The sequence below is a fragment of the Streptomyces sulphureus DSM 40104 genome (genome assembly GCF_000381025.1).
In the GTDB taxonomy this organism is placed as follows: Bacteria; Actinomycetota; Actinomycetes; order Streptomycetales; family Streptomycetaceae; genus Streptomyces; species Streptomyces sulphureus.
In genome coordinates this window covers 159290-172669 of record NZ_KB905824.1, presented here as the reverse complement: position 1 = coordinate 172669, position 13380 = coordinate 159290, and the positions used below count along the sequence as shown (strand labels likewise).

The 13380-nt window shown below is 71.5% G+C and carries 14 protein-coding genes, 1 tRNA gene and 1 riboswitch; of the genes, 5 read left to right on the top strand and 10 right to left on the bottom strand.

What is annotated here, in order from left to right:
* The 3 genes from F603_RS0127110 to F603_RS0127100 form a co-directional block, all read right to left on the bottom strand.
* Positions 1-759, bottom strand: a 759-nt coding sequence (locus tag F603_RS0127110) for an ABC transporter ATP-binding protein (protein ID WP_019549081.1), incomplete at its 3' end; no start/stop codon positions are given.
* A 2-nt stretch (positions 760-761) separates the two neighbouring features.
* Positions 762-1598 (bottom strand): ABC transporter permease, encoded by an 837-nt coding sequence (locus F603_RS0127105; protein WP_019549080.1) that lies wholly within the window; start codon positions 1596-1598, stop codon positions 762-764.
* Entirely contained in the window at positions 1591-2400 is an 810-nt protein-coding gene (locus tag F603_RS0127100; protein WP_019549079.1) for an ABC transporter permease, read from the bottom strand. Before F603_RS0127100 ends, F603_RS0127105 begins: the two co-directional genes overlap by 8 nt.
* Positions 2401-2731: 331 nt before the next feature.
* On the opposite strand from F603_RS0127100, the gene F603_RS0127095 reads away from it, so the two are divergent.
* Positions 2732-5125, top strand: coding sequence for a transglycosylase domain-containing protein (locus F603_RS0127095; protein ID WP_019549078.1), 2394 nt, complete (start codon positions 2732-2734; stop codon positions 5123-5125).
* A 63-nt stretch (positions 5126-5188) separates the two neighbouring features.
* Positions 5189-5251, top strand: a riboswitch (guanidine-III (ykkC-III) riboswitch).
* Between the two features lie 32 nt (positions 5252-5283).
* The gene (sugE, locus tag F603_RS0127090; RefSeq protein WP_019549077.1) at positions 5284-5604 is read left to right on the top strand and encodes a quaternary ammonium compound efflux SMR transporter SugE; all 321 of its coding nucleotides are present in this window, start codon (positions 5284-5286) and stop codon (positions 5602-5604) included.
* 76 nt (positions 5605-5680) lie between these two features.
* Here sugE and F603_RS0127085 read toward each other — a convergent pair whose 3' ends face one another.
* Both F603_RS0127085 and F603_RS0127080 read right to left on the bottom strand, forming a co-directional pair.
* Entirely contained in the window at positions 5681-6004 is a 324-nt protein-coding gene (locus F603_RS0127085; protein WP_026328750.1) for a GroES family chaperonin, read from the bottom strand.
* 79 nt (positions 6005-6083) lie between these two features.
* Positions 6084-6404 carry a DUF3618 domain-containing protein gene (locus F603_RS0127080; protein ID WP_019549075.1) on the bottom strand — a complete coding sequence of 107 codons (321 nt, stop codon included), beginning with the start codon at positions 6402-6404 and terminating at the stop codon, positions 6084-6086.
* Positions 6405-6629: 225 nt separating this feature from the next.
* Between F603_RS0127080 and bcp the strand changes: the two genes are divergently transcribed.
* The 3 genes from bcp (at position 6630) to F603_RS0127065 (ending at position 8904) form a co-directional block, all read left to right on the top strand.
* Positions 6630-7103, top strand: a complete 474-nt coding sequence (gene bcp, locus F603_RS0127075) for a thioredoxin-dependent thiol peroxidase (protein ID WP_019549074.1) — start codon at positions 6630-6632, stop codon at positions 7101-7103.
* Positions 7104-7231: 128 nt separating this feature from the next.
* Positions 7232-8737: an MFS transporter gene (locus F603_RS0127070; protein WP_019549073.1), complete on the top strand. Its 1506-nt coding sequence runs from the start codon at positions 7232-7234 to the stop codon at positions 8735-8737.
* 84 nt (positions 8738-8821) lie between these two features.
* Positions 8822-8904, top strand: a tRNA-Leu gene (locus tag F603_RS0127065).
* Positions 8905-9148: 244 nt separating this feature from the next.
* On the opposite strand, the gene F603_RS0127060 is transcribed toward F603_RS0127065, so the two are convergent.
* The 5 genes from F603_RS0127060 to rdgB form a co-directional block, all read right to left on the bottom strand.
* Positions 9149-9373: a hypothetical protein gene (locus F603_RS0127060; protein WP_019549072.1), complete on the bottom strand. Its 225-nt coding sequence runs from the start codon at positions 9371-9373 to the stop codon at positions 9149-9151.
* 122 nt (positions 9374-9495) lie between these two features.
* Positions 9496-10305 carry an SDR family oxidoreductase gene (locus tag F603_RS0127055; protein WP_019549071.1) on the bottom strand — a complete coding sequence of 270 codons (810 nt, stop codon included), beginning with the start codon at positions 10303-10305 and terminating at the stop codon, positions 9496-9498.
* Entirely contained in the window at positions 10302-11963 is a 1662-nt protein-coding gene (locus tag F603_RS0127050; protein ID WP_019549070.1) for an FAD-binding dehydrogenase, read from the bottom strand. Before F603_RS0127050 ends, F603_RS0127055 begins: the two co-directional genes overlap by 4 nt.
* A complete protein-coding gene (locus F603_RS0127045; protein ID WP_019549069.1) occupies positions 11956-12654 on the bottom strand; it encodes a TetR/AcrR family transcriptional regulator in 699 nt (232 codons plus the stop codon). The genes F603_RS0127050 and F603_RS0127045 overlap by 8 nt, the downstream gene beginning before the upstream one ends.
* A gap of 96 nt (positions 12655-12750) precedes the next feature.
* On the bottom strand, positions 12751-13365 hold the full coding sequence (gene rdgB, locus F603_RS0127040) for an RdgB/HAM1 family non-canonical purine NTP pyrophosphatase (RefSeq protein ID WP_019549068.1): 615 nt from the start codon (positions 13363-13365) through the stop codon (positions 12751-12753).
* Between the last annotated feature and the right edge of the window lie 15 nt (positions 13366-13380).

The following is a 13380-nucleotide window of genomic DNA, read 5'->3' as shown; positions in this document are numbered from 1 at the left end:
GACGACGAGGACGCGCTCGCTCTCGCCGACCTCGTGGAGCCCGGCGAGGGCGCCGTCGTACATGAGCCGTCCGTGGTCGATGACGAGGACCCGCTCGCAGAGCTGCTCGATGTCGCCGAGGTCGTGCGTGGTGAGCAGGACCGTCGTGGAGCGCTCGGAGTTGAGGTCCGCGAGGAAGCGTCGGACGGCGGACTTGCTCACGACGTCGAGGCCGATCGTCGGCTCGTCGAGGTAGAGGACCTCCGGGTCGTGGAGGAGCGCCGCGGCGATGTCGGCCCGCATCCGCTGGCCGAGCGAGAGCTGCCGGACGGGGACGGTCAGGAGCGGGCCCAGGTCGAGGAGTTCGGTGCAGCGGTCGAGGTTCTCGCGGTAGCGGGCCGCGGGGACGCGGTACATGCGCCGCATGAGGCGGTAGGAGTCGCGCAGCGGCAGGTCCCACCAGAGCGTCGTACGCTGCCCGAAGACGACGCCGATCCGCCGCGTCAACTCCACGCGCTCCCGGGACGGATCGAGCCCGGCGACGCGCAACCGGCCCCCGCTCGGCGTCAGGATGCCGGTGAGCATCTTCACCGTGGTGGACTTCCCCGCACCGTTGGGCCCGATGAAGCCGACCATCTCGCCGCGCGGCACGGAGAAGGAGAGCCCGTCGACGGCACGCACTTCGACGCGCTCCCGGCGCAGCCGCCCCGCCCGGCGACGTATGCGGAACACCTTCTCCAGCCTGTCGACTTCCAGAAACGGTTCGGCCGCTGCTTCCATGCTCAACTCCCGGTACTCCGATAGGCGCGCAGCCCCCGCCGCCAGGCGAGCCCGGCGAGCGCGCAGCAGACGAGCGCGACGGCGGGCGACGCGAGGTCGACCCAGCCCGGCAGGCCGAGCGGGTCCTCGCGCCCCAACACGTGGAGCGCGGGCAGCCAGTTGACGAAGGCGAGCGGCACCACGAAGACGACGCCGCGCACCAGGTCCTTGGCGAAGAGGGTCGGCGGGTACTGGAGGAGCGTCGTCCCGCCGTAGGTGAAGGCGTTCTGCACCTCCGACGCGTCCTGCGCCCAGAACTGGAAGGCCCCGCCGAGGACGAAGACGCAGCCGAAGATGACGCCGCCGCTCACCAGCATCGCCGCGGTGAGGAGCACGCGCCCGGCCGTCCACTCGATGTCGAGCTGGAGGAGCGACCACACGAGCACCGCACCGCCCTGCGCCACCCGCCCGAGCCGGCGCAGCGCGAACCGGTCGGCGGCGACCTGCGCGAGCACCGGGACCGGGCGGACGAGGAGGGTGTCGAGGGTGCCGTCGCGGATGCGGGTGCCGATCCGGTCGAAGGTGCCGAGGAAGAGGTCGGCGAGGCCGAAGGCGGTGCTCGACGTCCCGTAGAGGAAGGCGACTTCGGCGAGGGTGAAGCCGCCGAGCATCTCCACATGGGAGAACATGATCATGATCCCGACGAAGTCGAGGAAGGTGGTGAGGAGGTTCCCCGTCGCCATGATCAGGAATGAGGTGCGGTACGCGAGCGTCGAGCGCACCCACATCCCGGCGATGAATCCGTAGGCGCGCACGCCCCACAGGAAGACCGCCGCCCGCCGGCGTATCGCCTCAACCACCCTGCACCACCACCCGCCGCACCGCGAGCGCCTGCACCGCCCGGCCCGCGGCGAACAGCACGGCGGCCCAGCCGAGTTGGAAGCCCCACCCCGCCGCCACGTCGCCGCCCTCACGCGCGCCGAGCAGCACGTCGGCGGGGACCTGGAGCATCGCGGCCCACGGGAGCTGCTGCACCGCCTCGCCGAAGGAGCCGGGGAAGACGGTGAGCGGCAGCAGCATCCCGGAGAAGAAGACCCCGAGCAGCGTGCTGAGGGTGCTGACGCCGTTCGAGTCGAGGAGCCAGAAGGCGCAGAGCGCGAAGAGGTACCGCACGGCGAAGCTGACGAGGACGGCGAGAAGGACCGAGACGCCGAACGCCGCCCACACCGAGGGCTCGGAGGGCAGCGCGAGATCGAAGGCGAAGGCGCCGACCGCCATCGGCGCGACGCCCCTGCCGAGGAGGTGGAAGCAGGCGCGCCCCAGGTCGCTCGCGAGCCACCAGAGTTGCAGGTCGATCGGTCTGTAGAGGTCGACGGCGACGTCGCCGGTACGGATGCGCTGCTGGAACTCCTCCTCGAAGCCGCCGCCCATGAGTGCGACGGTGGCGAGCATCGCCTGCCCGATCCAGACGAAGGTGAGCGCCTGTGCCTCGTCGTAGCCGCCGAGTTGGGGGCGCTCGCTCCAGAGTGCCTGGAAGGTGTACGCGAGGATGAAGCCGAAGACGGTGTTGGTGAAGACCCCGGCCGCCGTTGCGACCCGGTATGTCGCATATCGTCGGAATCCCCCGCGCAGCACGGTGGAATAGAGGAGAAGCAGGCGCATCCTTTTGCTTCCCTCCGCCGTCTTTCCAGTAGGCACGTCCTCGGCGTCGACCGGTGCGGACGACGGCGCAGTGGTGTCCGCAGCGACGTGCGGGGAACGCAGACGTGAGCCGTCGCGGCCGGCGACAACGGGCGCGGTGAACCGAAGGACTCTAGCTGAGCGTTCCCCGGCGTCGCCACGGAATTTTCTCACCCCACAGGGTGAGCGCCCCGGAGCCGAAAGGAGGCGGAGCTCTTCAGCGGGGGGCGCGCACTCGGCCGCAGAAGGCGGAGGGTGCGACAGTGTGTACGGGTGATCCGCGCCAGCGGGGCCTTGACGAGGAGTACGGGTAATGAGTGACGAGCCGAACGGCGGGTCCGAGGGCCACGAGGCCGGCGGGGAGGAGCAGCCGGCTGAGGGCGCACCGCGCCGCACCGGCTGGAGGCGACTGGTGCCCACGTGGCGGATGGTCCTGGGCGCAGGGCTGCTGGTGCTGCTGTTGATCACGGGGGGCCTCGTCGCGGGCTACCTCCTCGTGGACATCCCCGCACCGAACAAGGCGGCGGCCGCCCAGACCAACGTCTACCTCTACTCCGACGGCACCACCATCGCCCGCGAAGGCGACGTCAACCGCGAGAACATCGGCCTCTCCAAGGTGCCGAAGACCACCCAGCACGCGGTGCTCGCCGCCGAGGACCGCGGCTTCTACAGCGAGTCGGCCGTCGACCTGAAGGCGATGGTCCGCGCCGCCTGGAACACCGTCACCGGCGGCGGCAAGCAGTCCGGCTCGACGATCACGCAGCAGTACGTGAAGAACTACTACCTCGACCAGGACCAGACGCTCACCCGGAAGGCGAAAGAGTTCTTCATCTCGATCAAGCTCGACCGCGAGGTGAGCAAGAGCGAGATCCTCAAGGGCTACCTGAACACCAGCTACTTCGGCCGCAACGCCTACGGCGTGCAGTCGGCGGCCCAGGCGTACTTCGAGAAGGACGCGGAGGACCTCACCACCGCCGAGGGCGCCTATCTCGCCGCGCTCGTCAACTCCCCGAACGCGTACGACATCAGGCAGCACCCGGAGAACCGCAAGCGCGCCGTCGCCCGCTGGCAGTACGTCCTCGACGGCATGGTCGAGGAGGGATGGCTCACCAAGAAGGCGCGCGCCGGCATGGAGTTCCCCGAGCCGAAGCAGACGAAGCCGCCGAACAGCCTCTCCGGGCAGAAGGGGTACCTCGTCGAGGCCGTCAAGAACCACTTGATAGAGAACGACATCGTCGACGAGAACAAGCTCGCAGGCGGCGGCTTCCGCATCACCACCACGCTCGACCGCCCCAAGCAGGAGGCGATGCGCGAGACGGTCAAGGACGAGCTGCTCTCCAAGCTCGACCCGAAGGCGCGGAAGGTCGACGACTACGTACGCGCGGGCGCCGCCTCCATCGACCCGAAGACGGGCAAGGTCCTCGCGATGTACGGCGGCACCGACTACACGGAGCAGTACACCAACACCGCGACGCTCAGGGCCTACCAGGTCGGCTCCACCTTCAAGCCGTTCCTCTTCACCTCGGCGCTGGAGAACGAAGCACGCACCCAGGACGGCCAGGCGATCAACGCGCAGACCGTCTACGACGGCACCAACAAGCGCGAGGTCGTCAACGACGGCCACGGCACCGACTACGCGCCGGAGAACGAGGACGAGAAGTCGTACGGGCGCATCCCGGTCACGACGGCCATGGACAAGTCGGTCAACTCCGTCTTCGCGCAGATGGGCGTCGACGTCGGCCCGAAGAAGGTGAAGCAGACCGCGATCGACCTCGGCCTCCCGGAGAAGACACCGAACATGCCGGAGGACGGCTCGATCGCGCTCGGCGTCGCCACCGCCTCCCCGCTCGACATGGCCGAGGCGTACGCCACCCTCTCCAATCACGGCAAGCACGGCGCGTACCGCATGGTCGAGAAGATGACCCGCGGCGAGGAGGTCTTCGACCTCCCCGACCACGACCCCAAGCAGAAGGTCTCCCGCACCGCGGCCGACTCCACGACGGCGATCCTCCAGAACGTCGTCAAGGGCGGCACCGGCACGGCCGCGCAGTCGGCGGGCCGGCCGGCCGCCGGCAAGACCGGCACGGCCGAGGAGGACAAGGCGGCCTGGTTCGCCGGCTACACACCCGAACTCGCCACCGTCGTCAACGTGTTGGGCATCGACTCCAAGGACGGCACACAGAAGCCGCTCTACGGCGCGGCGGGCGAGAAGCGCGTCAACGGCGGCGGCTTCCCCGCGCGCATCTGGGGCGCCTACACCAAGTCCGCGCTGAAGGGCGAGAAGATCCGCCGCTTCGACCTGAAGACCGACGGCGCCGACCCGGGCATCCCCTCCAGCCCGCCCCCCTCGTCGTCGGCCCCGGGCAGCGAGCCCCCGAGCGAGCAGCCCACGGAGCAGCCGCCCACGTCCGAACCGCCTCCGCCCCCGTCCGACACGGGCCCGCCCACCGACGACCCGCCGAGCGAGGAGCCGCCCCCGCCGAGCATCCCGGAGAGCGGCGGCGTCGACGGCGGCGACAACGGCGGCGAGGACGGCGGTGACGGCGGCGGCGAGGACCCGGGCGGCGGCATCGACGGCGGCTGGGACAACGGCGGCGTCGAGGGTCCCTATTCGGCCGTCGCCACCTACCGCCCCACCGCCTCGCCCGCGTCCGCCTCGGCACCCGTCTCCCCGAGCCTGGCCCCCGGCGGCCTCTGGGCGTACTGACGACGGCCGCGGTGGCCCGGTGACCTGGGCCACCGCACGCCGCCGCACGGCTTGCTACCTTCAGAGCACCGGCAGCCGCCGGCCCCGACGAGACGCGCCGTACCGGGACAGCAAAGACGACGCACCCCCGCAAGCACAATGACTACGGAGGTGCCCCCATGGCATGGGTTCTGCTGGTCTTCGCCGGCGTCCTGGAGGTCGGCTGGTCGATCGGGCTGAAGTTCACGGAGGGGTTCACCCGGCTCTGGCCGAGCGTCTGGACGGTGCTCGGCTTCGCCGCGAGCATGTTCCTCCTCGCGCAGGCCGCCAGGACGCTGCCGATCGGAACCGCCTACGGGGTCTGGGTCGGCATCGGCGCGGCGGGCGCCGCGATCCTCGGCATCGTCCTCCTCGGCGAACCGGCCACCGTGGCGCGGCTGTTCTTCATCGCGCTGCTCCTCGCGTCCGTCATCGGCCTCAAGGTGACGTCGGGGCACTGAGCGCCGAACTCCGCGAATCGGTGGGACGTCGACGGGCCGCACCGGGCGAGGGGCGCGGGCCCCTCGCCCGGTGGGCTCAGAGGTAGAGGCCGGTGGAGTCGCCCGCGCCTTCGAGGCGCTGGGCCGCCACCGCGTGCAGGTCGCGCTCGCGCATGAGGTAGTAGGCGACGGCGCGGACCTCGACCTCCGCGCGGTCCTCGGGGTCGTAGAGCACGCGGTCCCCCGGCTCCACGGTGCGCACGTTCTGTCCGACGGCGACCACTTCGGCCCATTCGAGCCGTCGGCCGACGGCGGCCGTCGCCGGGATGACGATGCCGCCCGAGGAGCGCCGCTCCCCCTCGCCCCGGTCGGAGCGGACGAGGACGCGGTCGTGGAGCATCCGGATGGGCAGCTTGTCCATCTCGGCGGAGCCTTCGGCGCGGACAGCGGTGTCGGGTGCAGTGGTCTCGGAGGTCACGCCAGAACCGTAACTCAGGGCCTCAACGGCGCTTGCGCCGAGCCGAGAGGACGCACAGCCCGACGACGGCCGTGGCAGCGAGCGCGGCGGGGACCACCCGCTCCAGCCGGGGCGACCCCTGCTCGTCGACGAACTGCCCCCGCGCCTGCGAGACCACGCGGTTGACGGCGACGTACGCACGTCCGGCCGTCCGGTCGACGGCCGCAGAGGCACGCGCCTTGGCGTCGCCGACGAGGGTCTGCGGATGCACCCGTACCGCGAGTTCGTCCAGCGCCTCGGCGAGCTGATGCCGCCTGCGGACGATGTCCGCCTCGATGTCCGCGGGGGTTCTGGGTTCCGGCACCGCGTTGCCTCCGTCGCTGTGGGATACGGGCTTGCACGCCCGGTCTGCTCGGCGCCTCGGGGGCTCGCGCGACACGGCAGTGCCCCCGCGACACCGTCTGTTACCGGACAGTCTGTCAGCTTGCCGCATCCTTCGCCCCACGGCACCCCCACTGTGGCGTCGGCGCTACCCTCGGGCACGGAAGACGGGCCGCATCGGCGCCCGCCGTACGACCGAGGAGGACACGTGAGCGAGCGACTTCAGCCGGGCGACACCGCGCCCGCCTTCTCCCTCGCCGACGCGGACGGCAAGCAGGTCTCGCTCGCTGACCACCGCGGACGCAAGGTCGTCGTCTACTTCTACCCCGCCGCCATGACGCCGGGGTGCACGAAGCAGGCGTGCGACTTCACCGACAACCTCGACCTGCTCGCCGGCGCCGGCTACGACGTCATCGGCGTCTCGCCCGACAAGCCCGAGAAGCTGGCGAAGTTCCGGGAGAAGGAGGGCCTCCGCGTCACGCTCGTCGGCGATCCGTCGAAGGAGGTCATGGAGGAGTACGGCGCGTTCGGCGAGAAGAAGCTGTACGGCAAGACCGTCACGGGCGTCATCCGCTCCACCGTCGTCGTCGACGAGGACGGGAAGGTCGAGCGCGCGCTCTACAACGTCAAGGCGACGGGGCACGTCGCCAAGCTGATCCGGGATCTCGGTCTGGAGGGCTGATATTGACTCCGCGGCATGTCAACGCCCGCAGTTCGTCGGGCGGCGACCCCGCAGTCGACAGCACGAAGAACGTAACCCGTACGCCGACCGGGCGAGCGGCGCGGGCGCAGGCGCGGTACAGATCTGCCATGGACCCCGAGGCCGCGCCGCCCGACGAGGCGGCGCTCAAACGCCATCGACCCCTGTACCGCGCCATCGCGCGCCGACTCAACCCGCGCGTGCGCCGCAGCGACATCACGGTCACCGACGAGCCCACGGTGCGCAGGGCGACGAAGGCCGCAGCCGTCGGCAACGCGATGGAGTGGTTCGACTTCGGGATCTACTCCTACCTCGCCGTCATCATCGGCAAGGTCTTCTTCCCCGGTGCGGGGGCGACCCAACTCCTCGCCTCGTTCACCGCGTTCGCCGCCTCGTTCCTGGTACGGCCGCTCGGCGGGCTGTTCTTCGGCCCGCTCGGCGACCGCATCGGCCGCAAACAGGTGCTCGCGCTGACCATGGTCCTCATGGCGGCCGGCACCTTCGCCATCGGGCTCATCCCCTCCTACGCCACGATCGGGGTCGCCTCCCCCGTCCTGCTGCTCGTCTGCCGCATGGTGCAGGGGTTCTCGACGGGCGGTGAGTACGGCGGCGCCGCGACCTTCATCGCGGAGTACGCACCGGACAAGCGGCGCGGTTTCTTCGGCAGCTTCCTCGAGTTGGGCACGCTCGCCGGCTACACCGGCGCGGCGGCGCTCGTCCTCCTCCTCAACACGACGCTCGGCGAGCAGACGATGCTCGACTGGGGCTGGCGCATCCCGTTCCTCGTCGGCGGGCCGATCGGCGTCGTCGGGCTCTACCTGCGGCTGAAGCTGGAGGAGACGCCCGCGTTCCGCAAGCAGGTCGAGGAGCTCTCCCACTCGGCCAACGCCGCAGCCGAGGCGCGCAGTGCGCCGAAGGCCGCCGAGAACACCCCGAAGCGGGAGTTCTCCGCGATCTTCGCGGGCCAGTGGCAGCGGCTGCTGCTCTGCATCGGCCTCGTCGCCGCGTACAACATCACCGACTACATGCTCCTCTCGTACATGCCGGCGTACCTGACGAGCGAGATGGGGTACTCGGGTTCGATGGAGCTGGTCGCGGCGATCATCGCGATGGTGGCGATGATGACGGTCCTCCAGCAGATCGGCAGGCTCAGCGACCGGGTGGGCAGGAAGCCGATACTGCTCGCCGGGATGCTCGGGTTCCTCGTGCTGACGGTGCCGGCCTTCCAGCTCTTCCGGCTGGGCAACTTCCTCGCCGCCGTCGGCGGGCTGCTCGTCCTCGGGGCCTGCCTCGTCTGCCTCCTCGGCACGATGTCGGCGACGCTCCCGGCGCTCTTCCCGACGAAGGTGCGGTACGGCTCCCTCTCGATCGGCTACAACGTGGCGACGTCGATCTTCGGCGGCACGGCGCCCGGCATCATGACCTACCTCGTCGACTCCACGGGCAACAACCTCGCCCCCGCCTTCTACGCCTCGGGCGCCGCGCTCCTCGGGATCATCGCGGTGCTCTGCATGCGCGAGACGGCGCAGCAGCCGCTCGACGGCTCGCCTCCGTCGGTCTCCACGGAGGAGGAGGCGAAGGAGCTGGTCCGGAAGCAGTCCTCCAACCAGCGCTGAGCCCTCGGACCGCGCGCCCACCGGGCGGCGCGCGGTCCGGGCTCCTGCGCGCGGGGGCGACCGGGTACGATAACCGTCGTTCCGGCGGCCGTTGCTGAATGGTATAAGCGAGGGTTTTAGGTGCCCTTGGGAGCAATCCCATGTGGGTTCGAATCCCACCGGCCGCACCCGGAGTTATGGCCCCTGGCCTGCAAAGACGCCTGTGAGGTGTAGCGGGTCGGGGGCTTTCGCCACACCTTCGCCGCACGCGGCGCTCTGGAGAACGGCCAACGTGGCGACCGGAGTTGGCGGCGGGTGACGAGGCAGCAGACGGGTTCGGGGCCGACGGAGGCCGGCTCGGCGTTTCCAGCGCCGGCCTTGTTCCCTTTTCGCGCCCGAGCCCGGTGAGACGCACGAGAGCACCGTGCCGGCTCACAGGTCACCTCGGCTGAGATACGTGAAAGCGGGAACTCCGAGCGCAATGACGACGCCGAGGAACCGCAGGGCCCTCGTCCTCCCACGACTGAGGCGTCGCTTCTCGGCGCCCGCCTTGGCCGAGAGCGCGCGTGCTGCCCTGATGACGGAGTGGGGAGCGAGCGCGCACAGGAGGCCGAAGACGAAGGCTACCGCAAGGACGACGAGGAACTCCGGTTCCACTGGTGCCCTCCGCTCTTCTTCGCCTCGACAGTCGGGTCAAGCGGTCGGTGCGGGTGTCGTACGAGTGGGCGGACGTGTAATGCATGGTCGTCGGGCGTCAGCCCCGTCCCTCGGCGCCCGGTTCACCCCAACCCGTGCCGCCGCTGCACGATGCGCTCCACGGCCGATCGCGGCAGGAGCCGCCGCAGCGGAAAGACGAGCCGGGCCGAACTCCCCACCGCGTACAGCGGCTTGGTCCTGCGGGCCTCGATCGCGCGGAGGACGGTCTGCGCGACCTTCTCGGGCGAGGTCCCGTCGGCCTCGTTGGCGTTGAGTGCGCGCAGCATGGCGTGGTACTCGTCCGCGAACGGCGAATCCTCGCGGAGGTACTGCGTGCGGCGCTCGCTGATCCCCGTGTTGATCGAGCCCGGCTCGACTGTGGTGACCCCGACGCCCCACGGCGCCGCCTCGCGCCTCGCCGCGCTGGCGAACCCCCGCAGCGCCGCCTTGGACGCGACGTACGAGGAGCGGTAAGCCAGGGGGAAGCTCGCGAGCATCGAGCCGACCATCACGACCCGCCCGTACCGCCGTCGGCGCATGCCGGGGAGCAGGAGCTGGGTGAGGCGCACGGCGCCGAAGACGTTGAGCTGGAAGAGGCGCCGCACTGCCTCGGGCGGCAGCTCCTCCAGCGGACCGCTCTGGCTTTCGCCCGCGTTGTTGACGAGGATGTCGACGTCTCCCGCCGCCGCGGCGCACTCCTCGATCGAGGAGTCGTCGCCGAGGTCGAGCGGCAGGTAGGTGACGCCGTCGAGCGGCTCGGCCAGCTTCTCGGGGGCGCGGCTCGTCCCGAGGACGCGCACCCCGCGCGCGACGAGCGCGGCGGCGACCGCGGCGCCGATCCCCGAGGAGGCGCCGGTGACGAGGGCGGTCCGGCGCTCGCCCGCCGGCGTCACGCGAGGCTCCTGGCGAGGGCGCGGCCGGCCGCGCGGCCGGAGAAGATGCAGCCGCCGAGGAAGGTGCCCTCCAGCGCGTTGTAGCCGTGGACGCCGCCGCCGCCGAAGCCGGCGGCCTCGCCCGCCGCGTAGAGGCCGTCGAAGAACTCGCCGTCCGGGCGCACGACTTGGGAGTCGAGGGTCGTCTCCAGGCCGCCGAGGGTCTTGCGGGTGAGCAGGTGGAGGCGGACGGCGACGAGCGGTCCGTGCGCCGGGTCGAGGAGGCGGTGCGGCCTGGCGACGCGGGTGAGCCGATCGGCCCGGTAGGAGCGGGCGTTGTGGACCGACATCAACTGGAGGTCCTTGGAGTACGCGTTGTCCACCTCCCGGTCGCGGGCGAGCACCTCGCGCTCGACCTGCGCGGCGTCGAGGCCGGGTTCCGGTGCGACGCGGTTCATCCCGTCGACGAGTGCGCGGAGGCTGCGGGCCTGCACGAAGTCCTCGCCGTGGTCGAGGAACGCCTGGACGGGCCCGGGGGCGCCCTTCTTCACGCGGGAGAGCGTCAACTTGAGGTCCTTGCCCGTGAGATCGGGGTTCTGCTCGGAGCCGGAGAGCGCGAACTCCTTCTCCACGATCGAGCGCGTCAGGACGAACCAGGTGTGCTCGTGCCCCGTGCCGAGGATGTGCCGCAGCGTGCCGAGGGTGTCGTGCCCGGGGAAGTACGGCGCCGGGAGCCGCTTCCCCGTGGCGTCGAGCCAGAGCGAGGACGGCCCGGGGATGATGCGTATCGCGTGGTCGGGCCAGACGGGCGCCCAGTTCTTTATCCCCTCGGTGTAGTGCCACATCCGGTCGCGGTTGACGAGGGAGGCCCCGGCGCGCTCGGCCGTCTCCAGCATCCGCCCGTCGACGTAGGCGGGGACGCCGGTGATCATCGAGCGCGGGGCCTCGCCGAGCCGCTCGACCGGCCAATTCTTCCGCACCAGCGCGGAGTTGCCTCCGATGCCGCCCGAGGTGACGACGACCGCCTGGGCCCGCACCTCGAACTCGCCCTCCACCTCGTCGGACGAGGCGACGCCCCGCGCCGCCGGGTCGGCTGCGAGCACGCTGCCGCGCACCCCGACGGCCGCGCCGTCCTCGACGAGCAGCTCCTCCACGCGGTGCCGGTGCGCGAACCGGACGAGGCCGCGCGCGGCCGCCGCCTGCACCGGTTCCCGGAAGACGCGCACCACTTCGGGCCCCGTCCCCCACGCGAGGTGGAACCGCGGTACGGAGTTCCCGTGCCCCGAGGCCGTGCCGTCGCCGCGCTCGGCCCAGCCGACGTTGGGCGTGAGACGCAGCCCGAGCCCGCGGAGGTAGCTGCGCTTCTCGCCCGCCGCGAAGTGCACGTACGCCTCGGCCCAGCGGCGCGGCCAGCGGTCCTCGCGCGGGCGGTCGAAAGCGGCGGAGCCGAGCCAGTCGGCGAGGGCGAGTTGCTCGGAGTCGCGGATGCCCATGCGCCGTTGCTCGGGGCTGTCGACGAGGAAGAGCCCGCCGAGCGACCAGTGCGCCTGTCCGCCGAGGTTCGCGTCGCTCTCCTGGTCGACGACGAGCACCCGGCGCCCGGCGCGGGCGAGTTCGTACGTGGCGACGAGGCCGGCGAGGCCGGCCCCCACCACGATGACGTCGGCGTCCTCAGGCACGGTGCGGCTCCTCGGGGTGCGGGGTCTCCTCCGGGGCAGGTGGCTCAAGTGCCCCTGCGTCGCGGGGAGTCGGTCGGCTGTAGGCGTAGAGGACGTGGCGGAAGAGCTCCTCGCGGTGCCTGAGGGCGTCCTCGCTCCCCGGCTCCAGCAGGACCTGTACGGAGGTGCCGTCGTGGACGGCGACGAGCGCGCTGCCGAGCGCCGCCTCGTCGGGGACGTCGCGACCGGCCCGGCGCAGGGCGCCTGTGAGGACCGGGACGAGGGTCTCCCGGATCGCCTGCTCACGGGCGGCGACGATGCGCCGCAGGCCGGGCGTGCGCAGCGCGTGCGCGGTGAACTCGGCGGTGATCCTGTGCCATTCGTCGTCCACGCCGACGGCGGCGAGCGCGGCGCGCAGGGCCTCTTCGGGCGCCGCGGCCGGCACCTGGGCGAGGGCCTCGCGGAGGTCGTGGAGCATCCGTGCGGAGCGCTCCTCCCACATGGCGAGGAAGAGTTCGTCGAGGGAGGAGAAGTTGGAGTAGAAGGCGCCCCGGGTGAACCCGGCGCGTGCGCAGACGCTCTCGACCGTCGTGCGGCCGAAGCCCTCTTCGGCGAAGGCCCGGAGCGCGGCGTCGAGCAGCCTGCGCCGGGTCTGCGCGCGGCGCGCGGTGGTGCGCCTCGCTTTGCCGTCGAGCTGCGTCGTCCCGTCCATCGGCCCCTCCCGATACGCGAACGTATCGGATACGTTTTCGTATCGGCAAGGGGTGTGAACGGGTGGGGGACGCCGGGCGGTTGAGGCGCGTCAGGCTCAGCCGAGGAGCTCCCGTACGACGGGGACGAGCGCGCGGAACGCCTTGCCGCGGTGGCTGAGGGCGTTCTTCTCCTCGGCGCTCAGCTCGGCGCAGGTGCGGGTCTCGCCCTCCGGCTGAAGGATCGGGTCGTAGCCGAACCCGCCCTCGCCCGCCGGCGCGTACCGCAGGGTGCCGGTGAGGCGGCCTTCGACGACGCGCTCCGTGCCGTCGGGGAGCGCCAGTGCCGCCGCGCAGGCGAAGTGGGCGCCGCGGTGCGGCTCGTCGATGTCGGAGAGCTGGGCGAGGAGGAGCTCCAGGTTGGCGCGGTCGACGGCGTCGCCGCCGTGCCGGCCCGACCAGCGCGCGGAGAAGATGCCGGGCGCCCCGCCGAGCACGTCGACGCAGAGCCCCGAGTCGTCGGCGACGGCGGGCAGGCCGGTGGCCTCGGCGAGCGCGTGCGCCTTGAGCAGCGCGTTCTCGGCGAAGGTGACGCCCGTCTCCTTGACGTCGGGGACCTCGGGGTAGGCGTCGGCCCCGACGAGTTCGACGTCGAGCCCGGCGCCCTGGAGGATGGCGCGCAGCTCGACGACCTTGTGTGCGTTGCGGGTGGCGAGGATCAGGGTGTGGCTCATGCGGCGATTATCCCG

Excerpts from the sequence above, each read along its gene's own strand:
- F603_RS0127100 (WP_019549079.1), bottom strand. The coding sequence starts at position 2,400 with ATGCGCCTGCTTCTCCTCTATTCCACCGTGCTGCGCGGGGGATTCCGA.
- F603_RS0127095 (WP_019549078.1), top strand. The coding sequence starts at position 2,732 with ATGAGTGACGAGCCGAACGGCGGGTCCGAGGGCCACGAGGCCGGCGGG.
- sugE (WP_019549077.1), top strand. The coding sequence starts at position 5,284 with ATGGCATGGGTTCTGCTGGTCTTCGCCGGCGTCCTGGAGGTCGGCTGG.
- F603_RS0127085 (WP_026328750.1), bottom strand. The coding sequence starts at position 6,004 with ATGGACAAGCTGCCCATCCGGATGCTCCACGACCGCGTCCTCGTCCGC.
- F603_RS0127070 (WP_019549073.1), top strand. The coding sequence starts at position 7,232 with ATGGACCCCGAGGCCGCGCCGCCCGACGAGGCGGCGCTCAAACGCCAT.
- F603_RS0127045 (WP_019549069.1), bottom strand. The coding sequence starts at position 12,654 with ATGGACGGGACGACGCAGCTCGACGGCAAAGCGAGGCGCACCACCGCG.
- rdgB (WP_019549068.1), bottom strand. The coding sequence starts at position 13,365 with ATGAGCCACACCCTGATCCTCGCCACCCGCAACGCACACAAGGTCGTC.